This is a genomic window from Kitasatospora sp. NPDC048298, assembly GCF_043201465.1.
In the GTDB taxonomy this organism is placed as follows: Bacteria; Actinomycetota; Actinomycetes; order Streptomycetales; family Streptomycetaceae; genus Kitasatospora.
This window is the reverse complement of sequence record NZ_JBICYZ010000042.1, coordinates 33,095-57,683: the sequence shown is the minus strand read 5'-3', so window position 1 is coordinate 57,683 and position 24,589 is coordinate 33,095. Positions and strand designations below refer to the sequence as shown.

At 72.3% G+C, this 24,589-nt stretch carries 21 protein-coding genes and 2 pseudogenes; 14 read left to right on the top strand and 9 right to left on the bottom strand.

The genetic code is table 11. From position 1 onward, the window contains the following. Window positions 1–28: 28 nt before the first annotated feature. From ACGF0D_RS27725 to ACGF0D_RS27715, 3 genes and pseudogenes are all read left to right on the top strand, one after another. The gene (locus ACGF0D_RS27725) at window positions 29–1,726 is read left to right on the top strand and encodes an ABC transporter family substrate-binding protein (protein WP_392920782.1); all 1,698 of its coding nucleotides are present in this window, start codon (window positions 29–31) and stop codon (window positions 1,724–1,726) included. 332 nt (window positions 1,727–2,058) lie between these two features. Continuing rightward, on the top strand, window positions 2,059–3,402 hold the full coding sequence (locus ACGF0D_RS27720) for an alkaline phosphatase family protein (protein WP_392884059.1): 1,344 nt from the start codon (window positions 2,059–2,061) through the stop codon (window positions 3,400–3,402). A 255-nt stretch (window positions 3,403–3,657) separates the two neighbouring features. After that, window positions 3,658–3,836 (top strand): annotated as a pseudogene (locus ACGF0D_RS27715) (IS5/IS1182 family transposase); the annotation flags it as partial. A 75-nt stretch (window positions 3,837–3,911) separates the two neighbouring features. Here the strand turns inward: ACGF0D_RS27715 and ACGF0D_RS27710 are convergent. Both ACGF0D_RS27710 and ACGF0D_RS27705 read right to left on the bottom strand, forming a co-directional pair. After that, complete coding sequence (locus ACGF0D_RS27710; RefSeq protein WP_392884065.1) at window positions 3,912–4,097, bottom strand: hypothetical protein; 186 nt, start codon at window positions 4,095–4,097, stop codon at window positions 3,912–3,914. A 191-nt stretch (window positions 4,098–4,288) separates the two neighbouring features. Then, on the bottom strand, window positions 4,289–5,221 hold the full coding sequence (locus ACGF0D_RS27705) for a hypothetical protein (RefSeq protein WP_392920780.1): 933 nt from the start codon (window positions 5,219–5,221) through the stop codon (window positions 4,289–4,291). Between the two features lie 157 nt (window positions 5,222–5,378). On the opposite strand from ACGF0D_RS27705, the gene ACGF0D_RS27700 reads away from it, so the two are divergent. Then, entirely contained in the window at window positions 5,379–5,990 is a 612-nt protein-coding gene (locus ACGF0D_RS27700) for a hypothetical protein (RefSeq protein WP_392920777.1), read from the top strand. 60 nt (window positions 5,991–6,050) lie between these two features. Here the strand turns inward: ACGF0D_RS27700 and ACGF0D_RS27695 are convergent, their stop codons facing one another. Further along, window positions 6,051–6,749 (bottom strand): hypothetical protein, encoded by a 699-nt coding sequence (locus ACGF0D_RS27695; RefSeq protein WP_392920775.1) that lies wholly within the window; start codon window positions 6,747–6,749, stop codon window positions 6,051–6,053. Between the two features lie 205 nt (window positions 6,750–6,954). After that, window positions 6,955–9,735, bottom strand: coding sequence for an SdrD B-like domain-containing protein (locus ACGF0D_RS27690; RefSeq protein WP_392920772.1), 2,781 nt, complete (start codon window positions 9,733–9,735; stop codon window positions 6,955–6,957). A 328-nt stretch (window positions 9,736–10,063) separates the two neighbouring features. Between ACGF0D_RS27690 and ACGF0D_RS27685 the strand changes: the two genes are divergently transcribed. After that, complete coding sequence (locus ACGF0D_RS27685; protein WP_392884417.1) at window positions 10,064–10,993, top strand: glycoside hydrolase family 19 protein; 930 nt, start codon at window positions 10,064–10,066, stop codon at window positions 10,991–10,993. A 163-nt stretch (window positions 10,994–11,156) separates the two neighbouring features. Here ACGF0D_RS27685 and ACGF0D_RS27680 read toward each other — a convergent pair whose 3' ends face one another. Beyond that, the gene (locus tag ACGF0D_RS27680) at window positions 11,157–12,542 is read right to left on the bottom strand and encodes an ammonium transporter (RefSeq protein ID WP_392920770.1); all 1,386 of its coding nucleotides are present in this window, start codon (window positions 12,540–12,542) and stop codon (window positions 11,157–11,159) included. 286 nt (window positions 12,543–12,828) lie between these two features. Between ACGF0D_RS27680 and ACGF0D_RS27675 the strand changes: the two genes are divergently transcribed. The 4 genes and pseudogenes from ACGF0D_RS27675 to ACGF0D_RS27660 all read left to right on the top strand — a co-directional run bounded on the left by ACGF0D_RS27675 (window position 12,829) and on the right by ACGF0D_RS27660 (window position 16,012). Continuing rightward, window positions 12,829–13,884 carry an NAD-dependent epimerase/dehydratase family protein gene (locus ACGF0D_RS27675; RefSeq protein ID WP_392920768.1) on the top strand — a complete coding sequence of 352 codons (1,056 nt, stop codon included), beginning with the start codon at window positions 12,829–12,831 and terminating at the stop codon, window positions 13,882–13,884. A gap of 128 nt (window positions 13,885–14,012) precedes the next feature. After that, window positions 14,013–14,732: pseudogene (locus ACGF0D_RS27670) on the top strand (glycosyltransferase family 2 protein); the annotation flags it as partial. A gap of 102 nt (window positions 14,733–14,834) precedes the next feature. Then, a complete protein-coding gene (locus ACGF0D_RS27665) occupies window positions 14,835–15,362 on the top strand; it encodes a DUF2064 domain-containing protein (protein ID WP_392920845.1) in 528 nt (175 codons plus the stop codon). A gap of 2 nt (window positions 15,363–15,364) precedes the next feature. Next, window positions 15,365–16,012, top strand: a complete 648-nt coding sequence (locus tag ACGF0D_RS27660; protein ID WP_392920843.1) for a methionine biosynthesis protein MetW — start codon at window positions 15,365–15,367, stop codon at window positions 16,010–16,012. 65 nt (window positions 16,013–16,077) lie between these two features. On the opposite strand, the gene ACGF0D_RS27655 is transcribed toward ACGF0D_RS27660, so the two are convergent. From ACGF0D_RS27655 to ACGF0D_RS27640, 4 genes are all read right to left on the bottom strand, one after another. Then, window positions 16,078–17,463, bottom strand: a complete 1,386-nt coding sequence (locus ACGF0D_RS27655; RefSeq protein WP_392920765.1) for a hypothetical protein — start codon at window positions 17,461–17,463, stop codon at window positions 16,078–16,080. Then, window positions 17,456–18,310, bottom strand: a complete 855-nt coding sequence (locus tag ACGF0D_RS27650; RefSeq protein WP_392920762.1) for an S-methyl-5'-thioadenosine phosphorylase — start codon at window positions 18,308–18,310, stop codon at window positions 17,456–17,458. The genes ACGF0D_RS27655 and ACGF0D_RS27650 overlap by 8 nt, the downstream gene beginning before the upstream one ends. Before the next feature lie 74 nt (window positions 18,311–18,384). Then, window positions 18,385–18,891, bottom strand: a complete 507-nt coding sequence (locus ACGF0D_RS27645; RefSeq protein WP_392920840.1) for a hypothetical protein — start codon at window positions 18,889–18,891, stop codon at window positions 18,385–18,387. 2 nt (window positions 18,892–18,893) lie between these two features. Continuing rightward, on the bottom strand, window positions 18,894–20,168 hold the full coding sequence (locus ACGF0D_RS27640; RefSeq protein WP_392920838.1) for a molybdopterin-dependent oxidoreductase: 1,275 nt from the start codon (window positions 20,166–20,168) through the stop codon (window positions 18,894–18,896). A 468-nt stretch (window positions 20,169–20,636) separates the two neighbouring features. Between ACGF0D_RS27640 and ACGF0D_RS27635 the strand changes: the two genes are divergently transcribed. From ACGF0D_RS27635 to ACGF0D_RS27615, 5 genes are all read left to right on the top strand, one after another. Beyond that, a complete protein-coding gene (locus tag ACGF0D_RS27635; RefSeq protein ID WP_392920835.1) occupies window positions 20,637–20,867 on the top strand; it encodes an SDR family NAD(P)-dependent oxidoreductase in 231 nt (76 codons plus the stop codon). An 86-nt stretch (window positions 20,868–20,953) separates the two neighbouring features. Then, window positions 20,954–21,181 carry a ferredoxin gene (locus tag ACGF0D_RS27630; RefSeq protein ID WP_392884411.1) on the top strand — a complete coding sequence of 76 codons (228 nt, stop codon included), beginning with the start codon at window positions 20,954–20,956 and terminating at the stop codon, window positions 21,179–21,181. Next, complete coding sequence (locus ACGF0D_RS27625) at window positions 21,171–22,565, top strand: NAD(P)/FAD-dependent oxidoreductase (protein WP_392884410.1); 1,395 nt, start codon at window positions 21,171–21,173, stop codon at window positions 22,563–22,565. Before ACGF0D_RS27630 ends, ACGF0D_RS27625 begins: the two co-directional genes overlap by 11 nt. A gap of 39 nt (window positions 22,566–22,604) precedes the next feature. Then, window positions 22,605–23,813, top strand: a complete 1,209-nt coding sequence (locus ACGF0D_RS27620) for a cytochrome P450 (protein WP_392920759.1) — start codon at window positions 22,605–22,607, stop codon at window positions 23,811–23,813. 75 nt (window positions 23,814–23,888) lie between these two features. After that, on the top strand, window positions 23,889–24,581 hold the full coding sequence (locus ACGF0D_RS27615) for a type 1 glutamine amidotransferase domain-containing protein (RefSeq protein WP_392920756.1): 693 nt from the start codon (window positions 23,889–23,891) through the stop codon (window positions 24,579–24,581). Window positions 24,582–24,589: the final 8 nt, after the last annotated feature.

Sequence of the window (24,589 nt, the reverse complement as noted above, 5' to 3'; positions counted from 1 at the left end):
TCTCACCGATTCCCACCAAGGACATCCCATGCGTCGCAAGCTCGCCCTGCCCCTCGCGCTGGTCGCGGCCGTCTCGGTCGCCGCCACCGCGTGCTCCTCCCCGTCCTCCTCCGGCGGTTCCACCGACGGCTCCTCCGGGCAGGACGCCAAGAACGCCGCCCAGGTCGCGTCCTCGGTCACCGACTACAACCCCCAGCCGTACGAGAACATCAAGGACGGCGGCACCTACACCACCGCGGGGACCTTCGACGAGCAGGGCAACCCCTTCAACGTCAACGGCACCCTGAACGCGCTGCGGATCTGGTCCTGGTACAACGCCGACGCCATCACCTACTCGCCCACCGGCGAGGTCCAGTACAACCCGGACTACTACAGCGACGTGAAGGTCTCGGTCGAGGGCGGCGACCAGAAGGTCGTCATCACCCTCAACCCCAAGGCCGTGTTCAACGACGGCACCCCGATCGACTGGCGGGCCATCGAGGCCACCTGGAAGGCCAACAACGGCTCGAACAAGGACTACGCGGCCTCCTCCACCGACGGCTACGACCGCATCACCTCCGTCACCCCGGGCGCGGACGACAAGCAGGCGGTCATCACCTTCAAGGGCGTCAACGCCTCCTGGTCCGCGCTGTTCACCACCTTCCTGCACCCCCAGGCCGCCACCGTCGACAACTTCAACAAGGCGTACGTCAAGACGGCCCACCCCGAATGGGGCACCGGACCGTACACCGTGGGCACCTGGGACGACCACTCCGGCAACATCACCTTCGTGCGCAACCCCACCTGGTGGGGCCGGACGGGCAAGCTCGACAAGCGCGTCTACGTCAACCTGGAGAGCGCCGCCTCGATCAACGCCTTCAAGAACGGCGAACTCGACTACGCCCCCGTCGGGACCGCCGAGAACCTCAAGCAGGTGAAGACGGTCAAGGACACCGAGGTCCGCAGCGGCGGCAGTCCCTTCGAGTACTCGCTGTACCTCAACACCAAGTCGCCCCTCCTCGGTGACATCCAGGTCCGCAAGGCGGTGCAGGAGAGCATCGACCGCGCACAGATAGCGAAGATCCGCTTCCAGGGCCTCGACTACACCGAGCCGCTGCCCGGCTCGGCGGTGCTCTACAGCTTCCAGCAGGGCTACCAGGACAACGTCGCCGCCGTACTGAAGTACGACCCGCAGGAGGCGCGGAAGACCCTCGACGCGGCCGGCTGGAAGCCCGGGGCCGACGGCATCCGCACCAAGGACGGCAAGGAGCTCGCACTCGGCTACACCCTGCTCGGCGACGACCCCATCGAGAAGGCCACCGCCGGAGCGTTCACCGCGATGCTCAAGGCCGTCGGCGTGAAGGTGGACATCAACAAGGTCTCCTCGAACGACTTCTCCAAGGTGCTCAGCGACCGCCGCTTCGACCTGTTCGTCTCCGGCAACCGCTCGACGGACCCCTTCGGCGCACGGTACCTGTGCGACTTCTACTGCTCGGACCGTGACTCCAACATCACCGGAGCCGGCACCCCGGAGCTGGACGGGGAGATCCGCGCCACCGGGGAGATCGCCGATCTCGGCGAGCAGATCGCGGCCGTCAACAAGGTCGAGCAGAAGGCCCTCCAGCAGTACGCCTTCCTGCCGCTGTACAGCGGACCCTCCACCTACGGGATCCGGAAGGGCCTCGCCAACGTCGGTGCCACCATCTTCTACAGCCCGCTGCCCGAGACCATCGGCTGGCAGAAGTAGCACCGTCGGCGCCCAGGACGTGCGAGGGCCTGTCCGCACGGGGTGCGGACAGGCCAGGGTTCTCGGTGGTCCCGGGCACACCCGGGGGTACCTGCCAGTGGGTTCGAAGGATCCTGTTCGGGGCCCTGAATGGCATCGCCCGTGCCGTCGAGCGACTACGCGGTGTAGCCGTCCAGCTTCTTCAATGCCGCGCCGATCAGCCGGGCCACCTCCGTCCAGCCCGCCGCGGCCTCGGCGTACCCGTCGCGGGCGGCCCGCACGCGTTACTTTGAGCGATCAGGAGATGGCATTCAGTTGCACAATGATGGCAGTCGTCGCCCAGGAGGTACGCGATGCCCGACCCCGACCAGCTCGCAGCGATCGACCACATCGTGGTGCTGATGCTCGAGAACCGCTCGTTCGACCACATGCTCGGATTCCTCTACACCGATCAGGGCAACCGCTCCCCATCCGGGCAGCCGTACGAGGGCCTGACCGGCCGTGAGTCCAATCCCGATACGACCGGCGCGCAGGTCCCGGTCTTCCGGATCAAGCCGGCCGACCCTGGCGCGTATTACATGCCCGGCGCCGACCCCGGCGAGGGCTACCAGGCCACCAACCAGCAGCTCTTCGGCACCACCACCGTCGCCTCCCCCGCCCCGGCCGCGACCAACCAGGGCTTCGTCGCGAACTTCGCCGCCACCCTCGCGCTGCGCGCCCAGCAGGGCCGCTCCATCCTTCCCGGCACCACCGCCAAGAGCATCATGGGCTGCTTCAGCCCCGAAACCCTGCCGGTGATGTCCGCCCTCGCCCGCGGCTACGCCGTCTGCGACCACTGGTACTCCTCGGCTCCCACCGAGACCCTGCCCAACCGGGCGTTCGCCTGCGCCGCCACCAGCCAGGGCCACATGGACGACGCCACCCACACCTTCACCGTGCCGTCCGTCTTCGGCCTGCTCTCCGGCCACAACCTCGACTGGGCCGTCTACGGCTACTGCGCCCAGCCCCTCACCCGCGGCAACTTCCCCGACATCTACGCCGCCCCGGCCTCGCACTTCGGACTGTTCACCGACTTCCGGAAAGCCGCCGCGAACGGCGCCCTCCCACCGTTCACGTTCCTCGAGCCCAGCTGGTCCTCCACCGGCAACAGTCAACACCCCAACTACGACGTCGCCCTCGGCGAACAGCTCATCCACGACGTGTACTACGCCCTGCGCCAGGGCCCCGCCTGGGACAAGACCCTGCTGATCGTCACCTACGACGAGCACGGCGGCTGCTACGACCACGTACCCCCGCCCACCGCCGTCCCGCCGGACAGTGCCGCCGGCGAGTACGGCTACGACTTCACCCGCTACGGCGTTCGCGTACCCGCCATCCTCATTTCGCCACTGATCCCCGCCGCAACGGTCCTACGCGTCCCCGACGGCACCACACCCATCGACCACACCTCCATCCTCAAAACCGTCCAGCGCCGCTGGAACCTGCCCCCGCTCACCGCCCGCGACAAGGCCGCACCCGACCTCGGCGCGGCCCTCACCCTCACCACCCCGCGAACCGACGACCCCCTCGCCGGCATCACCGCTCCCACCGCCACCGGACCCAACCCCGCCGCCGCCGAGACCTCCCACCTCCTTCGGATCCACCAAGAACTGACCGCGCGCCACCTCATCCCCACCACCGACGACAACGAACACTGACACCCGGCCACATCCCCGACCGGAAGCGTCAGACAGTTGACTCTGGCCCACATTCGGCGGTGCCACACGGTGGCGCGGAACCGGAGGCCGCAGATGCCGTGGATCTCATCGGGGGCAGCGGGGTCGACAGGCAGCAGTCGCTCGGCCCAGTGGCGGATGACGAAGGGCTGGGCGTCGAGCCGGATGGTCAGGGCGTGCGGGGCTGGGTGAACAGCGCGGATGCCCATGGGGTGAGCACTGAGCAGGCCCAGACCCGTGCGCGCCCACCAGCATGCGGCCGGGGCCCGTCAAATCGGGCCCCGGCCGATGAGCCGGCCCATCACGCCATCGGACGCTCCCGCGGCGGGCTGACGACGAAGATCCACCTCGCCGCGGACGGCCGCTGCCGCCCGCCGTGCTTCCTCCTCACGCCCGGACAGGCCGGCGACGCGCCCGCGTTCGAGCACGTCATGGCCACCCTGTGCGTGCCCAGGCCGGCGATGGTCTCGCGGGCCGAATCCGGAGTCAGCTCAGGCATTGGGGGACCCTCCACACCAGTCGGTCGGGACCTCGTGGACGGTGAAGTTCCAGAAGTCCCTCGGGTTCTCGTTCCGGGTGTCCACCTTGTAGGTGAGGTCACGGTGGAACAGCACTTCGGCTTCGGCGGGGTAGACCGAGTAGTCCCACACTTCGGCGCCGGTCTTGCTGTCGAACACGAAGTGGGCGTTCGACCCGGGCCACGGTCCCCGGGGTCGGGGTGTAGTCGTCGGGCAGGCACGGGACGACGAGGACCGCGAGGACGGCGCCGCGCACCGCCGACTCGACGCTGACCTCCCCGTCGCGGTCGGAGTGCGTACGGGCCTGACCGGATGGTGGGCACGACTCCCGAGCGGGCCGAGGGCCGGGCTCACCGATCCCGCAGCAGGGCGTGCAGCGGACGGGCCGCCGCCTGCGCGGCGGGCCGGGTGAGGTGCAGGGCCGTGTGGAAGTAGCCGTCGGTCTCCTTGCCGCGGGGGTCGTCGCCGAGCGCGGACACCGCGGCGACGGCGTACCTCTGTTCGTCGGAGTCGGTGAAGCGCCGCTGCCGGTAGGTGCGGGACGTGTCCTTCTCCGTGGTCATGCCCAGGGCGGCCAGCCCGTCGGCGATGTCCTGGTAGGAACCCGTACGCAGCACGAACGCGGCCACCCACGGCAGCTCCCGCCGGCCTTCCAGCAGCGGACGGAAGGTGCGGGCGGACAGGAAGCTCGACCCGCCGGTCACGGTGATCAGGCGGGTGCCGCGGGTGGCCCGGTACAACTCCGGGCTGGGCGGGGCGGTTTCCAGGTTCTCGGCGAACCCCGCGTCGAGCAGGCCGACGGCTCGGCCGTAGGCGACGGCCTGCGCGGCGATGTCGAGGCCGATGACGGGCACGGCGTCCGGACGGCGGCGCGCCGCGTAGTACTCGCGGTCCGACTCGATCAGTTCGGCGGTCGTCAGGTCGGCCACCTGCGGTGATGTGTAGCGCTTGTACAGCTCGTCCAGCGTGACGTGGTGGTTGAGCAGGGCCGCGTTGATGCCGTACGAGCAGCAGATGTCCAGGACGTTTGCCTGCGGCTCGCCGTCCTGGCCGTCGGCCGGGCGTTCGGGGGCTTCGGTGACTTCGGAGGCTTCGGAGGCTTCGGGAAGGCCGACCAGCGGCAGGAGACCGCGGAAGACACTCCGGGCGTGCTGGGGCGTCTGGTACTCCAGCGGCCCCAGAGCGCCAAAGTACGACCGAGGGTCGGGTCGGTCGTAGATGTCGTCGAAGCGGGTCATCTGTGTGGGCGTACCCGGTGTGCGCTCGTTCCCGGCGGTGGTCATCAGGGCGCCTCCTCGTTCGGATGGGACAGGCATAGCGCACGGCGCTGCCGGTAGGGAAGGACGCCCCCGGCCAACTGACCCACAACATCTGGTCCTCGGAGGCGATTCGTCGGGCGAAGCCCGGGAGCCGATCCAGCCGGTTCTCACCGCCTGGAAGGTGAGTCATCCGGGGCTGAGCCCGGTGGAGGTGCGGCGCCGCCTCGAACGCTACGGCCTCACGACGGAGCCCTTCGACTTCCCCGAGCGGCCGGACCAGGCCTACGTGGAGTGGCTCAGCCGGGACCACACCGGGAGATGGCCGTGGGTGAGCGCCGCGACGCCGCTCCCGCCGTGGCAACTGGTCGCCGCCCAGGGCTGGTTGGAGCTCTCCGTCGAGGACGTCCGGGCCGAGTACGCGCGCCTCGGTTTCACCCTGCCGCCGCGCGCGGACTGCCGGGAGTCACCCGAGGACTTCGAGCTGCTGGCCGGTGGGTGGGAGGTCGACTGGTCCCCCTTCCGCACGGACCGCGCGCCGAGCTTCCACCAGCTCATCGAGGTGTCCGAGAACCTGGGGCTCAGCCTGCGGAAGCTGACCGGCCGGCTGGCGGCCTACCGGGTCCGCGTCGGCATGGTCCTGCCGCAGCGGCCGGGCGAGCTCGACCGCGAGCTGTTCCGCCGGGACGACCTGCCCGTGGCACAGACCGCCCGGGACCTGCGCGACCTGGGCGTCCACGTCGGCGACATCGCGGCCGCCGTGCGGGCGGCTCTGGCCCGGGTGCCGCTCGCGTGACCGCCGGGAGAGAGGGCGACGAGGTCCGGGTACCGGTCGGCGCGACGGAGGCGACGAGCCTCAGGAGAAGGAGGTGTGCAGGTACCTGACGGTCGGCGCGGCGATCAGCCAGGCCGCGACGGCGAGGCCCAGGGTCACCGGGAAGGGCCACTGCACCAGCGTGAGGACGACGGCACCGATGGCGGTCACCAGGACCATCCCCATGGTCAGGAGCAGTGAGCTGTCCCAGAACTCCGGGTTCCGGCCGGGCAGTCCGTAGGTGGTCACCACCGTGCCCACGGCGATCAGCGGCACGGCTTCCGCCAGGCCGAGCCAGTTGCGCCAGGACAGGGCCAGGGTGCTCACCTCGTGCCCGTCATGGGCGATCCGGACCACCATGTCCTTCCAGATCTTCAGGTCCACGGCGGTACCGGCCTCCACGTGCCGGTAGAGGGGCTCGTCGACCATGTACTTCTGGGTGGCCCCCTCCCCGCGTGCGATGTTCAGGTAGTAGCTGGTCCCGTCCTCGACGGAGGAGGACACCCACTTCCTGGTGACCTGGCCGCTCTCCAGCAGCAGGCAGTCGGCGTCCGGCCCGGGCGCCGGAGTGCCGCAGACGGGGGCGGTGCGGTAGGCGCCGCGCTCCTCGTACGTGCCGACGAACAGGACGAAGCCGAGGACGACCAGCGGCAGGCCCGCGAGGACGATGAGGGTGCGCGCGGTACGGGAGTCCCGCCACCGCCGCTTCGGCTTGCTCGGAGTCCCCGCCCAGCCGTCCATCGGATCCCCACCCGCCCTACCGCGTCCGCGTGTTCCGTGTGTTCCGTATGTTCCGCGTGTGACGTACCCCGGTGGTCTCCCGGGTCGTACGTCGGATGATGCCAGGGGTGCCCGGCGGGCGCGATGGAGTTCGGGAAGTTCACCGAGGGCCCGGCAGTTCGACACTGCCGGGCCCTGTGGCCGTTCCGGTTACCTGCCCGGACGGCTACCGGTGTCGGGGCCGTCGCCTGCGGAGCACGACGAGCGCCCCGCCGAGGGCCGTGAGCGCCGCGGCGGTGAGGGCCACCGGCACGAGGTCCGTGCCGGTGCTCGCCAGGTGCGATCCGGACGGTGCGGGCGGTGCCGCCGGTCGCGTCGGCGGCACCGGTGCCGCAGGCGTGTCCGACGCCGTCGGCGGCTCGGCCGGAGCACTCGGCGTCGCCGACGGCACGGGCGCGGGAGTGGGCAGCAACCGGTTGACCGCGGTCACGGAGACCCCGGCGTCGAGGTTCTCCGGGTTCAGCACCAGCGGGTCGGAGACCGGCTGGTCCGGAACGGCGTAGCCCTGGGGCGGGCTGATCTCCTGCCAGTAGTACGTCCCCGGTTCGACCGTGGACCGGCAGACTCCGTCGGCCCCGGTGGTACAGGGGTCACCGACGCGGGTGTCGGGCTTCGTCCCGGAGGTCTGCAGCCCGTCGGTGCCGTTCGTCTCCTTCCACAGGGCGAACTCCGCCCCGGCCAGCGGCTTTCCGTCCTGGTCGTGCTTGACCAGGCGCACCGCGCCTTCCTGCCGTCGGAAGCCGATGTCGAAGGTGTGGTCGTTCTCGCCCGGTCCGCCGGTGGTCAGCGACCGTTCGGGGAAGCGGGCGCCCTGCGGGACGGTGCCCTTGGAGTCCACGAAGCGGTTGTCGCCGACGCCCGCCTCGGTCGGCACCCACCGGTACAGCGGCCCGCCCGGCGCGTAGTCCGCCGGCTCGTCGATCCTGATCGTGTACGTGGTCCTCGGCTTCAGGCCGCCGGGCACGTTCGAGTCGTCGAAGTAGTACTCACCGCGCGGTGTCGTCTTCGTCGACGCGACCAACGTGCCGGACTCGTCGTAGAGGTTGACGGTGGCACCGGGGACCGGACGCTGGCTCGGGCTCTGGATGCCCTTGCGCTCGGGGTCGTACCAGACCCGGTTGCCGATCTGCAGCGGCGCCTGGTCGCAGAGCACCTCCAGATCGCCCATCGAAGCACCCTTCCCGAAGGCGGGCCTGGAGTTCTTGGGGTTCGTGGGGTTCGTGGAGTTCAGGCCCAGGCCGGAGCCCGGGGCCCTCGTCCCGTCGCGGTTGGTGAACATCGTGCCGATGACCCACGCGGAGTCGGTGGGGTCCACGGCCGAGATCGCGATGGAGTCCTCCACCTTCGACAACGCCATGCCCGCGTAGGCGGCGTTCGGATGGTTGCCCTGGAAGGTGCCCACGCTGAAGAACCTGGTCCCCCGTGCCGCCGTCCCGCAGCCGCCGTTCGTGTCCATCACGTACATGCCGCCGGACAGGCACGCCTTGTTCAGGTCACCGCCGGCCGCGAAGCTGTGGTACGTCGTGGGGTCTCCGGGCCGTGGGAACGCCGTCGCCTTGTCGGTGTGCCGGTCGCGGAACGCCAGCAGCATGGAGCCGTCGGTCTCGAAGGCGATCTCGGCCAGCTCGGGCTCGGGGTTGGCGTAGAACCCGGTGCCGGTGCACGCCTTGCCGCTCTGCTGGGCCGGGATGGTGCCCGTCCACGGGAACCAACCCGCTCCGGGGCAGAGGCCCTTGGCCGTGACCTCGCGCGGGTAGTCCAGGCGCTGGTCCAGCACCGCCCTGCCGAAGGCTCCCGTCGCCGGGTCGAAGGGCAGGACGACCGCACGCAGGTCCGAAACCTTCCCGGTCGACTCGCCCGAGCAGACCCCGCCGAGGTACCCGACGCCGTCCTGCAGGCCCAGGCCGAACGGACGCCAGTCCGCCGGCGAGGGGCAGCCCGGGTCCGGAACGGCGTAGGAGGCCTGCGGCTCCGGCGCGGTCGCCTTGGCGGCGTCGTAGCGGTACAGCCTGCGGTTGTTGAGGTTGACGACGAACAGGTCACGGCCGTCCTCGGAGACCTTCAGCGCGCCCAGGCTCTCCTTGCCCGCCGCGGAGAGGAAGGCGTCGTCGGCGGAGCCGGCACCGTGCGCCGATACTCCGGCGTCCGGGACGGTGGTGAACAGCGACGTCGTCCTGTTCGCCACGTCGGTGACATAGATCGCGCCGGCGCCGCCGGGGCCGTACGCCGTGTCCCGTTTGGCCAGCGCCGAACTGAACAGCCGCTTGCCGGACTTGCTCCACCCGATGCCGTAGACGGTGCCGGTCTCGGCGTTGGTGGCCAGGTCGGTCGTGTCCGTGTTGTCGCCGCGCGCGCCGTAGGGGAACGTCACCAGCGTGCGGCGGTTCTGCGGCTCGCTCGTCGCGGGCTGGCAGGCCGTGACCAGCGGGGCGTTCTTCTGGCAGTAGTCGCCGGGGTTCCACAGACCCGTGGTGAACTCGACGTGCTTGCCGCCACCGAGGTCGACGAACTCCTCGTTGCTGCTCAGCAGGTTCGGCGCGCCGTCCAGTCCCTGCCGCGACGCGAACGCCGGGAACAGCAGGCCCGGCTTCGGGTTCACGACCTGGACCCGGTACCTGCCGCCGGCGGACCGGGCCGTGCCCGGCGCCAGGGTGACCGTGCCGTTGGCCGCCGTCACGCCGGTGACCTCGGCGCCGTCGTCATTGGCGAGTACCACCGTGACCCCACCGATGCCCGGCTCCAGGGCCGGGCTCCACACGCCGGTGGCGTCGACCGCCCGGACCACCCGCACCGTCACCGAGCCGTCGTCCGCCTGCGGATACGCCGCCGGAGCCGCCAGCACCGAGCAGCTGCCGATCCCCAGGGCGAGCACCGCGACCCGGCCCACCGACCGCCGGCCCGGCAAGCCCGACCGCCGCCGGCCCGGCCCGCGCGCGACGCCGTTCATCTCTTCACTTGTAGGTGTCATTCCCGCTCTCATCGCTCAGGCGGTGATCCGCCTTGTCGACCAGGAGCTTAAAGGATTCCTAAACAACTACTGACAGTGATCGATAAATTGACGCACCGTCGAGGCCGCGCCCGCAGGGTGCGTCTTTTGCCGGAACCCCTTGACAGGTATAGACCACTCCGCTTGAGTCTGGGGCAGCCCCGCACCGGCCCGCACCCCGGTCGGCCCGTCCCCCACGACGTGCCCCACCCCGCGGGGCCCTGCTCCCCTGCCCCGACGTCCCTACCTCCACGACCGTGCGGCCCCACACCGCACAAGGGGTGATCAAGTGCCCACGAAACGCCTGCTCGCACTGCTCTCCGCCGTCGTCACGGCGCTGGTGGTGGTCCTGCTGCTGCCCGCGGCCAACGCCAGCGCCGCCGTCTGCGCCACGCCCTGGAACTCCTCGGCCGTCTACACCGGCGGCGCCGCCGTCTCCTACAACGGCCACAACTGGCTCGCCAAGTGGTGGACCCAGAACGAGCCGCCCGGCACCGGCGGCTCCGGCGTCTGGTCCGACCAGGGCGGCTGCGGCACCGGCCCGACGACGACCCCCACCCCGACCGTCACGCCGACGTCCACCGGCACGCCGAACCCGGGCGGATTCCCCGTCAGCCAGGCCCGGTTCGACCAGATGTTCCCGAACCGGAACCCCTTCTACACCTACCAGGGCCTGATCGACGCCCTCTCCGCCTACCCCGCCTTCGCGGCCACCGGCAGCGACACCGTCCGCAGGCAGGAGGCCGCGGCCTTCCTGGCCAACGTCAGCCACGAGACCGGCGCACTGGTCTACGTCGTCGAACAGAACACCGCCAACTACCCGCACTACTGCGACACTTCACAGCCGTACGGCTGCCCGGCCGGGCAGGCCGCGTACTACGGGCGCGGCCCGATCCAGCTGAGCTGGAACTTCAACTACAAGGCGGCCGGCGACGCCCTCGGCATCGACCTGCTGCGCAACCCCAACCTGGTGCAGACCGATCCGGCCGTCGCCTGGAAGACCGCGCTCTGGTACTGGAACACCCAGAACGGGCCGGGCACCATGACCGCGCACAACGCGATCGTCAACGGCTACGGCTTCGGTGAGACCATCCGCAGCATCAACGGCTCACTGGAGTGCAACGGCGGCAACCCCGCCCAGGTGCAGAGCCGCATCGACGCCTACCAGCGCTTCACCCAGCTGCTCGGCACCGTGCCGGGCTCGAATCTGAGCTGCTGAGCGCCCAGGACGCGTCCCCCACTATCGATCCTCCGGCCGCTTCGCGGAGCGGCCGGAGGATCGTCGAAGCCGGGACACCTCCTGCTCGGCACGCCACGACCGGCCGGCCCGGACGGACGGACACGTCGGCGGACGATCGGCGACCGACGACGTGCGACCGGCCTCATCCGGCGTCGGTCCCGGTCGGTCCCGCCTTCTTGGAGGAGTTCCTCCTCAGGCCTCGTCGAAGCGCCCCCATCAGGTGCCCGGCCGGCCCTCGCGGCCGCGTCCGGGGCTCCTCGGGTACCGGCCAGGGAATCCTCGCTCTCGTGAAGTCGTAGGCGGTCTCGGCGTGTTCGGCCTGGTCGATGCCGACCGTCTCGGTCTTCGGGGAGACCCGGAAGCCGATGGTCCGCTGGATCGCCAGCCCGAGCAGCCAGGAGATCGCGAAGGAGTAGACGGCGACCGCCGCGACCCCGATCGCCTGCTTGCCGAGTTGCCCGGGCCCGCCACCGTAGAACAAGCCCTTCGCGCTCTGGCCGACGTGCCCCGTGGCCAGGAGACCGATCAGCAGCGAGCCGACCGCCCCGCCGATCGCGTGCACGCCCACCACGTCGAGCGAGTCGTCGAAGCCCCAGCGGTACTTGAGCGAGACGGCGGCGCAGCAGACCACGCCCGCGACCAGCCCGATCGCGATGGCGCCGAGCATCGAGACCGAGCCGCAGGCCGGGGTGATCGCGACCAGGCCGGCCACCGCGCCGGAGGCGGCTCCGAGCAGGGTGAAGACGCCGCGTCGGGTCTTCTCGTAGGCCAGCCAGCCGATCATCGCGGCGGCGGTGGCGACCTGGGTGTTCATGAACGCCATGCCGGCCACACCGTCGGCGGCCAGCGCCGAGCCCGCGTTGAAGCCGAACCAGCCGAACCAGAGCAGCCCGGAGCCGAGCATCACCAGCGGCAACGAGTGCGGCCGCATCGGGTCCCTCCTGAAGCCGATCCGTCTGCCCAGCACCAGGCAGAGCGCGAGGCCGGCCACACCGGCGTCGACGTGCACGGCCGTACCGCCGGCGAAGTCGATCACGCCCACCCGGTCGACCAGCCAGCCGCCGTTCCCGTTGTCGGTGAAGAACACCCAGTGCGCGACCGGGAGGTAGACCACGGTGTCCCACAGCGCGACGAACAGCACCCAGGCGGTGAACCTGGCGCGGTCCGCGATCGCCCCGCTGATCAGCGCCGGGGTGATGACCGCGAACATCAGCTGGAACGCGGCGAACACGGTGACCGGGATCGAGCCCTTCAGGTCGTCCAGGCCGATGCCGCGCATCCCCAGGTGGTCCGGGGTCCCGATCAGACCGGCGAAGGAGTCCGTGCCGAAGGCGAGCGAGTAACCGTAGAGGACCCACAGCACGCTGACGATCGCCAGCGCTACGAAGTTCATGGCGAGCATGTTCAGGACGCTCTTGACCCGCACCATGCCGCCGTAGAAGAAGGCCAGCCCGGGGGTCATCAGCATCACCAGTGCGGCACCGATGAGCACGAACGCCGTGTCGGCCGCGCTGAAGCCCTCCGGCATCGGCGTCTCCTCCTGCTGTCGATGCCACGCCGCCCGCGCGGACCGTGACGTACCGTACCGCCGGACACCACCCGGAACGGCCGAGCCTTCCCCCCGCATACGCCGAACGGGCGAGCCCGGCGGCCCTCGACGGCCCTGGAGCCGGGGTCAGGTGAGGCACTTGCCGGCGCTCCGGGCTCCGGGCTCCGGGCTCCGGGCTCCGGGCTCCGGGCTCCGGGCTCCGGCGAGGGTGACACGACGACCGCCTCGGCCGGTCGGCCCGCTGCCGCCGGTAACGTCCCTGGTCATGAGGATTCTGGTCACCGGCGGTGCCGGGTTCATCGGTTCGGCGGTCGTACGGGCCCTGGCGACCGCGCGCCACGAGGTCCGGGTGCTGGACGCGCTGCTGCCCGCCGTCCATCCCTCCGGGATGATGCCCGTGCTGCCGGAGCGCGTGGAGGCGCGGCACGGTGACGTGCGGGACGCGGCGGCGGTCGAGCGGGCGCTGGCGGGCGTGGACGCGGTCTGCCACCAGGCGGCGATGGTGGGCCTGGGGCTGGACCTGGACGACGCTCCCGGGTACGTCGGCTGCAACGACCTCGGCACGGCGGTCCTGCTCGCCGCGATGGCCCGTTCGGACGTGCGGGACCTGGTGCTCGCCGGGTCGATGGTGGTCTACGGGGAGGGCCGCTACCGGTGCCCGGCGCACGGGGACGTCTCGCCCGGTCCGCGACGCCCGGCCGACCTGGAGGCCGGACGGTTCGAGCCCCCGTGCCCCCGGTGCGGCGCCGGGCTGAGCCCCGGGCTGGTGGCGGAGGGCGCCCCGACCGATCCGCGCAGCGTGTACGCCGCCACCAAGCTGGCGCAGGAACACCTGGCCTCCGCCTGGGCCCGGGCGTGCGGGGGACGCGTCCTGACGCTGCGGTACCACAACGTCTACGGGCCGGGCATGCCGCGCGACACCCCGTACGCCGGGGTCGCCTCGCTGTTCCGCTCGGCCCTGGCCCGGGGTGAGGCGCCGCGGGTGTTCGAGGACGGCGGGCAGCGACGGGACTTCGTCCACGTCCGGGACGTGGCCGAGGCCAACGTCGCCGCGCTCGCGGCGGTCGGCGGGCGGCTTCCGGGCAGTGCCCGGGCGTACAACGTGGGCAGCGGTGAGGTCCGGACGATCCGCGAGATGGCGGTGGCACTCGCCGCCGCCCACGGTGGGCCGGTGCCGGTGGTGACGGGTGAGTACCGGCTGGGCGACGTCCGGCACATCACCGCGGACTCCGCGCGGCTGCGCGGGGAGCTCGGCTGGCGGGCCCGGGTCGCCTTCGCCGACGGCATGACGGAGTTCGCGACCGCGCCGCTCCGCGCCTGACGCCCGGCGGTCGGAAGGCCGGGCTGCTCGCGGGAGCCACCGTGGCTCGCCCGAACGGGTGCGGCCGGACGGGTGCGGCCCGTCCGCGAAGGCGCGGTTCGGCTCTGCCGCGCCACCCGGCGGCTACCGTGACCGCCGTGACAGAAGCTCCCCCTCCCCCACCGGTCGGCGATGTGGTCCTGCCCTGTCTGGACGAGTCCGAGGCGCTGCCCTGGGTCCTCGAACGGATCCCGCCCGGCTGGCGGGCGATCGTCGTGGACAACGGTTCGCGGGACGGCTCCGCCGCACTCGCCCGCTCCCTCGGCGCGACGGTGGTCGAGGAACCCAGGCGCGGTTTCGGTGCCGCCTGCCACGCCGGACTGCGCGCCGCCACCGCCGAGCTGGTCTGTTTCCTGGACTGTGACGGCTCGCTCGATCCCGCCCAACTCCCCCGGGTCGCCGCCCCGGTGCTGGCCGGCACGGCCGACCTGGTGCTCGGCCGCCGCCGGCCCGCCACCGCCGGAGCCTGGCCCCTGCACGCCCGGTTCGCCAACGCCGTCCTCGCCCGCCGGCTGCGGGCCCGCACGGGCGTCCGTTTGCACGATCTCGGCCCGATGCGGGCCGCCCGCCGGGAGCAGCTGCTGGCCCTGGGGCTCGGCGACCGGCGCTCCGGCTACCCACTGGAGATGGTGCTCGCGGCTTCGGCCGCCGGGCTGCGGATCGCCGAGACCTCCGTCGACTACCTGCCGCGGGCCGGCCGGTCCAAGGTCACCGGAACCGTACGGGGCACCCGCCAGGCCGTCCGCGACATGCGGGTGGTGCTGGCCGCGCCGCCGCCCACGCTCCTGGTGATCGCGAAGGCGCCCGTCCCCGGCCGGGTCAAGACCCGTCTCACCCCGCCCTTCACCCCGTCCCAGGCGGCGGCCCTGGCCGAGGCCGCGCTCACGGACACCCTGCGCTCCCTGGACTCGATGCCCGCCGGGCGCCGTCTGCTGGTCCTGGACGGCGATCCCGGCGACTGGCTGCCGCCGGGCTGGACGGTCGTCCCGCAGTGCGACGGCGGCCTGGACCGGCGGCTGGCCGACGCCTTCGCGCACGCGGCCCGGCTGGCTCCGGGCTCCCCCGCGCTGCTGGTCGGCATGGACACCCCGCAGTTGGACGCCGCCACGCTGTCGGAGCCGCTCTCCGCCGTCCGGCGGCCGGGCGTCGACGCCTGGTACGGCCCGGCGGCCGACGGCGGGTTCTGGGCGCTGGGCCTGGCGCGGCCGACCGCGGAGCTGGCCGCCCGGCTGCTGCACGACGTGCCGATGTCCACGCCGGACACCGGCACGGGGCTCCTGCGCCGCCTGGCGGAAGCCCGCCTGGCCGTCCACCGGCTGCCGGTACTGACGGATGTGGACACCGCCGACGATGCCCGGCAGGTCGCCGCCGAGTCCCCCGGAAGCCGCTTCGCCTCCCGGCTGCGAGCCCTCACGACCGCGCCGGAGGTGGCGAGTTGACGGTGGCGGCGCCCTGGGTGGACGACCCGTTCGCCGAAGCCGTCCGCACGGGCCGCGGCCCGCTGTGGCTGCGTCACGAGGACGGCCACCGGGTGCACCTGGACATCGAGCGCTGGTGCGCGCCCGCGGCCGGCGCCGACCACAGCCTGCTGCGGCGCTGCACCCGTCTGGGCGCGCCGGTCCTCGACCTCGGCTGCGGCCCCGGCCGGCTGGTGGCCGCGCTGTTCACCCTCGGGGTGGACGTCCTCGGGGTGGACGTGACGAGGACCGCGGTGGCCCGCACGGTCGGCCTCGGCGGCCGGGCGATCTGCCGATCCGTCTTCGACCGCCTGCCCGCCGAGGGGCGCTGGGGTGCCGCGCTGCTGGCGGACGGCAACCTCGGCATCGGCGGCGACCCGGGCGCGCTGCTCCGCCGGGGCGCCGAACTCGTCGCCCCGGAAGGGCTGTTGCTGGTCGAGGTGGAGACGGAGGAGGTGGACGAACGGGCCGTCGTCCGGGTGGAGGGGCCGGGCGGGCAGCTCGGCCCCTCCTTTCCCTGGGCCCGTCTCGGCGGGTCGGCGACCCTGCGGCTGGCCGGCGCGGCGGGCCTCGTCGAGGCGGAACGCTGGACCTCCTGCGGACGCCGCTTCCTCGCCCTGCGCAAGGGCTGAACCCAGGGGCCTGCCGTGGTCCCCGACCGGACCGGCCCGGGAGCGCGGGCAGCCTGGCCGTCCGGTCAGGGGTTGGTCGTCTCCGGCACCGCCCCGGCCATCGCCCGGCGCGCTCCGCCACGCAGCCGCCCGCGCACCAGCGGCACCGCGAGCACCCACAGCAGCGCGGCCCCGTACGCGGCGCGCTGGGCGTCCTCGCCGCCCGTCAGGTAGAGCACCTGCCCGGCGGCCGGTACCGCCAGCCACTCCCACCGTCCGTCGAGCGCGACCAGGGCGACCACCAGCAGCCCGTACCAGGGGTAGCTCGGGGCCACGAGCAGCAGCGCCGTCCCGGTCACCAGGAGCGCGCCGCGCCAGGGCCTGGCCGGGTCACCGTGCCGTAGGACCCGCAGCACCACCGCCGCCAGCACCAGTGCGGCCGCCCACGGCGTCCAGGGGTCGGGCAGCACCACCCGCAGCAGGCCGAACCGTTCGAGGCGCCCCTGCTCGTACCCCTCCTCCCTCAGGTAGCCGGGCAGGTACCCCAGCACGCCGGCGCCGGAGAGCACGACGTACGGGAGGTAGGCCGCCGCGAAAGTGCCGAGGGCCGTCGTGGCGAGCAGCACGTCGTTCCTGGTCGGCCGCCGGGCCGACAGCCCGGACAGCGCCCCGGACAGCGCCCCGGGCAGGGCGAGTGCCGGGAGCAGCTTGGCCGCGGCCGCCGCGCCGAGCAGCGCGCCGCCGGCACCGGTCCGGCGGCGGGCCGCGCAGCCCAGCCCCGCCACCATGAGGAGGGCGCCCAGGGTGTCGGCGTGGGCGTCGTTGACCGCCCAGAGCGCCACTGCCGGGCACCAGCCCCACAGTGCCGCCCGCCGGCTCCGCCCGCCGACGGCGAGCAGCACACCGGTGGTGGCGACCGCCAGCAGGGCACCACCGACCTGCACGCCGCGCACCCCGCCGCCGAAGGGGTGTTCGGCGAGGAACCAGGCCTCCGCGACCGGCGGGTAGACGGTGTGCACGGCGGGCCGGTTGATCCGGGTGCAGTCCCCAGCCGCGGTCCTCCGCTCGTCCCAGGCCGAGCACCCGTCCCCGTCCGGGAACAGGCCCGGGTCGCGCAGCCAGGACAGCGCCGGATCGTCCGGGGTGTGCGCGTACGGGGAGACGCCGGCCGCCTGGACCCGCCCGTCCCACACGTACCGGTAGGCGTCGTCGCTGGTGCGCGGGGGTGCCAGCAGCCCCGTCCCGGCGACCAGGATGCTCCCGACCACCACCAGCGGCGCCACGTGGCGGTCGGCCACCCTCCGCAGCAGGAGCAGCGCGAAGGCGAACAGTGCGGCATCGAGGACGTACCAGCCGGGGAGCCGCGACCGGTCGGCGAGCGTCCCGCCGCCGGTCACGGTCAGCGCCAGGCCCGCCACCAGCGCGGCGACGGCCAGCGCGCAGGGCAGGACGCCCCGGGCCCGGTCAGTCACCCGGGATGCCGGGAAGGCCGGTCGCCAGTCCGTCCAGGACGTGCGGGCAGGGGCACTCCCGGTCGACGGGCAGGGCCTCCAGCGCCTTGAACAGCACGGTGCGCAGCCGGTCGACATTGCGGGCGAAGACCGCCAGCACCTCCGCCTGGGTGACGCCCTCGCCCTTCTCCACGCCGGCGTCGTGGTCCGTGACGAGGGCCAACGACGTGTAGCAGAGCCCGAGTTCGCGGGCGAGCGCGGCCTCCGGGTGCCCGGTCATGCCGACCACCGACCAGCCGTTCGCGCCGAACCAGCGGGATTCCGCCCGGGTGGAGAAGCGCGGCCCCTCGATCACCACCAGGGTGCCGCCGTCCACCGGCTCCCAGGCCGCCGTGCGCGCCGCCTCCAGGGCGGTCGACCGCCCCGCCGGGCAGTACGGGTCGGCCATCGACACGTGCACCACGTGCGACCGCGAGCCGTCCGGCAGCGGCTGCCCGTCGTAGAAGGTCTGCACCCGCCCCGAGGTCCGGTCCACGAACTGGTCCGGCACCAGGAGCACCCCGGGCCCGTACTCCGGCCGCAGCCCGCCGACCGCGCACGGCGCGATCACCTGCCGCACGCCCAGCGAGTGCAGCGCCCAGAGGTTGGCCCGGTAGTTGATCCGGTGCGGGGCCAACGCGTGGCCACGCCCGTGCCGGGGAAGGAACCCGACCCGGCGCCCCGCCACCTCGCCCAGGACCAGCGCGTCGCTCGGCGGCCCGTACGGCGTGTCGACCCGCACCTCCGTGACCGCGTCCAGCAGCTCGTACAACCCGGAGCCGCCGATCACGCCCAGCTCGGCCTGCGGGGAATCCTGACGCACTGCCATGTGCACCACCTCTCGTCGGGAGACGTCCGGTCACCGCGGGCGCGGGCCGGAAGGAAAGCCGTCCGCATACGGTCCTACGGTTCGCGGACGCCGTGTTCGCCGGCGCGCGCCGATCGGCCGGCCCGGCGCGCGCCGCGGATCCGGAACGCGAGGGCGACGGCGGAGGCCCCGAAGAGGACCCCGGTGATGACGAGCCACCGGGGCAGGTAGACCTCGTCCGACAGACCCGTGGCGCCCGGGTAGGGCTCGGACAGGCGGAGGATCAGGGGGAACCAGACGAGCAGCAGGAGGCCGGACAGGCAGGCCGGAACGCGCAGGTGGTTGATCCAGGGCACGGCCGGCACCGGCGCGGGCAGGCGGCGCAGCACCGAGCGGGCCGAGAGGTCGGCGATCGAGTAGAGCGGGAGCAGGATCAGGTCGTGGGCGACGGCCGCGCCGACGAACCAGACCGCCACCGCGACGGGCCGTTCGGCCACCAGGCGCTGGACCGCGTAGCCGGTGAGGGCGAAGGAGGCGAGGAGCGCGAGCAGGTGCAGGGGCCGCGCGCCGTACCAGCGGGTGATGGGGGCGAATCGGTCCATCGTCACGTCCTGAAGGTCAGCCGGCCGACCCACTTCGTGTTGTTCACACCGGGGTTGGCGGGGACGATGATGCGGGCGGGATAGCCGTGGTCGAGCGAGAGGTCGGCTCCGTTGACGTGCAGGGCGAGCAGGGAGAGCGGGTCCCGGATCTGGTTGCCGCGCAGCAGCACGGAGGTGTAGGGCCCGGGTGGTTGGACCGACTCCACGAGGACGTCCGCCGCGTCCGGGAGCCCGGCCATGGCCGCGAGCTCGGCGAGCGGCAGTCCGCTCCAGTGCTGGTCCTCGGTGGACCAGCCCTCCACACAGGCGATCGGCAGCCGGGCCGACCGCTGCGGCAGCGCCAGCAGCTGCTCCCGGGTGAACACCCGCACCGGAGCGGCACCGTACAGCTCCAGCCGCCAGTCGGGGCCGATCATGGCCGCCGTGACGCCGACGGAGGCGGCCGTCTTGTTGATCTGGAATCCGTTCGGACCGTTCGCGGGCTCGCGGTTGTGCGGTGCCAGCAGCGCGGTGGCCCGGAGCCGGCCGCCGATGCTCTGCCCCGCCGTGACGACCAACAGGGCCAGCGAACCCGCGCCGACCAGGGCCAGCGCACCGCGCCGGGCGATCGTCGGCGGGGCCGGGTCCGACGCCACGAGGCCGTCCGCGTCCGGCGGTTCGGGCCGGGTGCCGGCGACGCCGGTGCGCAGCTCCCCCCACAGCGGGCGCGACCTCAGGGCGCGGACCAGCTTCCCGAGCTTGAGCGCGACGTGGACCACGAACGCGGCGATGAACACCCACGCCCCGTAGAAGTGCAGGGTGTAGAAGGAGCCCGGAAAGACGTAGTGGAGCTGGATGTTGAGGATCCCGGTCACGAACTCGAAGACCACCCCGCCGACCAGCGTCAGCAGCGACAGCCGTTCCAGGGCGTGGGCGGCACTGCGCACGGGCGGCCACTCGAACAGCTTCGGGATCACCGACCACAGCTTGGCCAGCACGACCGGCACCAGGACGACGCCGAGCGTCACGTGCACGCCCTGGGTGAGCCGGTAGAGCCAGGAGGGGCGGGTGGGCCAGTCGAAGAGGTAGAAGCCCAGCAGGCCCTTGTCCGGAGTCTGGTCGTTGAGCGGCCCGAGGTCGGGGTTGTACGCGGCGTAGGACAGCGCCCCGGTCACGAACAGGACCGGCATCCCGACGAGCAGCACCGAGCCGAACACCGAGGTCAGCCACGGCCCGCGGATCGGACTGCGCCAGAAGCCGGGCCGGAACGGCCCCGGCGGGGCGGGCAGCCGCCCGATCGCGCCCGCGGCCTCCGACAGCCTGGCACCCGCCGCGGTACGGGCCCGCCCGATGGCCCGGCCCAGCCGACGCCCCGCGCGGGCGCCCCACCGCGGCCGGACCCGGCTCCCGGACGATCCACCACCGCGCCCAGCCGTCACCACCGACCACCTCCAGCCGCTCGGGAGCCCCCGGGGCCTCGGCACCCGGGGCCCCTGCGGCCCGGGAGGGGAGCCTGGTCGCCCGTTCTCCACGCCGCCGCACGTCGCCGCGGAAGCCTGTCGGCCGCAGCTCGCCGCACAGCAAACCACCCACCCCCCAACAGCCCGGGCGAAGCCACACGGGCGGACGAAGAGACCACCCGAACGGGCGGTTCCCGGACCGCGGCCCGCCTCGATCGCGACGGGGGACGGACTCGGGCGAGCGCCCGCCCATGAACGAGAATCACCGTGCGCGACGATCGTCACGCACGGTGACATTTCGTCGTCCTGGCCGTCGACGTCACCGACGCCGAGACCGTGCGGGCGGCAACCAAGCGGATCGAGCGGGAGCTCGGCACCGTCGACCTGCTCGTCAACAACGCCGGAGTGATGCTCCCGGCCCCCACCGAAGAGCTGCGCACCGACCAGTGGCAGCGCCAGATCGAGAGGTGTCGTAGGCGCCTGGCCCGCCCAGCACCGCCCTCGCCTTGCGAGACCTCTGCGGAGGGCAGAACCTGAAAGTGAGGCATGCCACCGATCACATCGACCGAGCGCAGACGGCTGCGGGGCTCGGCCACCGCGGCCCGTGCAGGGAGCGGGTTCCGATGAGGCTTGTCGTCGATCTCAACCGGTGCCAGGGATTCGCGCAGTGCGTCTATCTCGCTCCGGACGTCTTCGCCCTGCATGGCGATGAGGCGCTGCTGTTCTCCCCTCGCTTCGACGAGGCGCAGCGCGACCGGGTGGAGGAGGCTGCTGCGGCCTGCCCGGTCCAGGCCATACTTGTCGACTACTCCGACGAGCCGACGAAGGGTGTGGAGCCCCATGTCGGCTGAAGCGGACGTCGAGGTCCTGCGGCGGGAGGGCCGCATCGTCGTCGTGGGTGCTTCGCTGGCCGGTCTGCGAGCGGCGGAGACCCTGCGGGACGAGGGCTTCACCGGATCCCTGACCATGATCGGTGATGAGCCGTACGAGCCCTACGACCGGCCGCCGCTGTCCAAGCAGGCGCTGCTCGGGCGGGCGCGGGCCGAGGACACGGCGCTACCGCGGCGGCGTGAGATCGATGCCGAATGGCGTCTGGGCGTCGCGGCCGAGGGCCTGGACCGGGACGCCGAGCAGGTGCGCCTGGCGAACGGTGACGCCGTTCCGTACGACCGCCTGCTGATCACCACCGGGACCAGAGCGCGGCCCTGGTTCCACCCGGAACAGGCAGCTCTTGACGGGGTTTTCGCACTGCGCACCCGCGACGACTCCGCGCGCCTGAAGCGGAAGCTGGCCGGCGGCCCGTCCCGAGTGCTGGTGATCGGCGCCGGTTTCACGGGCTCCGAGGTCGCCTCCGCCTGCCGGGAGCTGGGCCTCGAGGTCACGGTCGCCGAACGCGGCCCCGCGCCGCTGGTGGGCGCACTGGGCGGGGTGATCGGCGCGGTCGCCGACCGGCTGCAGCGCGGGAAGGGAGTCGATCTGCGCTGCGGCGTCAGCGTCACCGCCCTGGAGGGTGATTACGCCGGACGGCTCAGGCGCGCCCATCTGTCGGACGGCTCGGCGATCGAGGTGGAGGTGGCGGTCGTCTCGCTCGGAGCGATCAGGAACACCGACTGGCTCGCCGGCTCCGGGCTGGCCGCAGGCCCCCGGGGGATCGCATGCGACGCCGGGTGTCGGGTCTTCGACGTCAACGGCATCGTCACCGACGACATCTACGCCGCCGGTGACGTCGCACGCAGCCCGCACCCGCTGTTCGACTACCAGTTCCTGTCGCTGGAGCACTGGGGCAACGCGGTCGAACAGGCAGAGATCGCCGCCCACAACATGATCTGTGCGGGTCCCGATCGCCGTCCGCACCTGTGGCTGCCGATGTTCTGGTCCTCCCAGTTCGGTGTGAACATCAAGTCCGTGGGTGTGCCTTCGCTGGGCGACCAGCTGGTCGTCGCCCAGGGGGCGCTCGCCGAGGACCGGTTCGTCGCGGTGTACGGCTACCGCGGCCGTGTCATCGCCGCGGCGTCCTTCGACGGAGCCAAGTGGCTGGGGTTCTACCAGCGGCAGATCGAGGCCGCCGCGCCGTTCCCGCCGGAGTACCGCACGGTCGACCGCCGCGCCGAAACGCTGGAGCCGGTCGACCCGGCCTTCCCCGACCCCCACCTGCCCACCCACGGGCCCACCGTCACGCTGACGGGTCACTCACCGAGCGAGCGGCGTGTCGCGTTCGTTCCGGCACGTGCCTGATCACCGGCCCTGTGCCGCCCGGAGCCCTCAGGAGACACCATGACGCCCGCCACCATCTCCGCGCAGATCACCGACTACGCCAATCGAGCCGATCCGTACCCGCTCTACGCGGAACTGCGCGAGCAACCGGTCAGGCGGGAGGACAACGGCACCTACCTGGTCAGCACCTACTACGAGGTGCGGAACCTGGCCAACGACCCGCGGCTGAGCAACGACATGAGCAACCGCCCGCCCGGCTACGCCCGCATCGGGCACCCGCCGGAGGAGAGCGGCCCACCGCCGAGCTTCATCTTCACCGACCCACCCGTGCACGACCGGCTGCGCGCCACCGTCACCCGGCCGTTCGGCCCCCCGCACAGCCCCAGATTCCTCGACGGCCTGCGCGGAGACCTGGCCAAGGTCGTCACCGAGCTGCTCGACGCCTTCGAAGGCAAGGACCGGGTCGACATCGTCGAGGACTTCTCCTACCCCCTTCCCGTCACCGCCATCTGCAAGGTCCTCGGTGTGCCGCGCGAGGACGAACAGCGCTTCCACGTCTGGGCCGACGCCCTGGCGTCCTCACTCGATCCCCACCCCGGCGGCGACGACGACCCCGACAAGGCACAGCGGGCACGGCAGGACATGGGCGCCTACCTGTCCGACCTGATCGAGACCAAACGCCGCCACCCCGGCCCGGGGATCCTCAGCGAGCTCGCCCCCGACATGACACCGACGGACCTGGAGGCCACCGCGATACTGCTCCTGGTCGCCGGCCACGAGACCACCGTCAACGCGATCACCAATACGACCCTCACCCTGCTGCGCCACCCCGACGTCCTCGACCGGTTCCAGAACGAGCCGGAACTGGCCGCCCCGCTCATCGAGGAATCGCTGCGCTACGAGCCCCCGGTCCAGTTCGTCCCGTGGACCACCGCCCTGGCCGACATCGACGTCGCCGGCACCACGATCCCCAAAGGCTCACCGGTCTGGCTCATGCTGGCCGCGGCCAACCGCGACCCCAAACGCTTCAAGGACCCCGACCGGTTCGATCCCGACCGCAAGGACAACCAGCACCTGGGTATGTACACCGGCATCCACTACTGCTTCGGCGCCCCTCTCGCCCGCATGGAACTACATCTGGCCGTGCCCGAACTGTTCCGCCGGGTCAGGTTCTCCGGGTTGCTCGAGGACCCGCCGCCGTACCGCGCCAACGCCGTACTGCGCGGCCCCCGCCACCTTCCCGTGGCGATCGAGGGCCTGACGGCCTGAACACCTCGTGGCAAGGAGGCAGCGGTTCCGCGGTACGGACACGGACCGCGAACCCGGACACAGGAGTGATCGACGATGGCGAAACTGCTCTTCGTTCTGACCGGATCCCCCTACTGGACCCTCAAGGACGGCACCCGGCACGCCACCGGCTACTGGGCCGAGGAGTTCACGGCGCCGTACACGGCGTTCACGGAAGCCGGCCACCAGGTCGTGGTGGCCGCACCCGACGGCGCGATCCCCAGCGTCGACATGATGAGCCTGCGCCCCGACATGGCGGGAGGCGCCGAGGCCGCCCTGGACCTGGAGCGCGTCATCCGTTCCGCGGAGGAGCTCCGACGGCCGATCCGGCTGTCCGACGCCCGCTTGGAGGACTACGACGCCGTCTACTTCCCCGGCGGCCACGGCCCGATGGAGGACCTGTGGCTCGACGCCGACGCGGGTCGGCTGCTGACCGCGGCACTCGCCTCGGACAAGCCCCTCGCACTGGTCTGCCACGCCCCCGCGGCGATGCTGTCCACCCGGGTGCGCGGGGTGTCCCCCTTCGCCGGTTACCGGGTCACGGCCTTCACCAACGACGAGGAGTACGCCGTCGGCCTGGCCCCCAGGGCACGCTGGCTGCTGGAGGACGAGCTGAAGGAGCTCGGGGTGCAGTTCGAGCGCGGAGAGATGTGGAAGCCGTACACGATGGTCGACCGCAATCTGTACACGGGGCAGAACCCGGCCTCCGCCGGCGCGCTGGCGCAGCTGCTGCTCAAGGTCCTGAAGTAGGCGGCGAG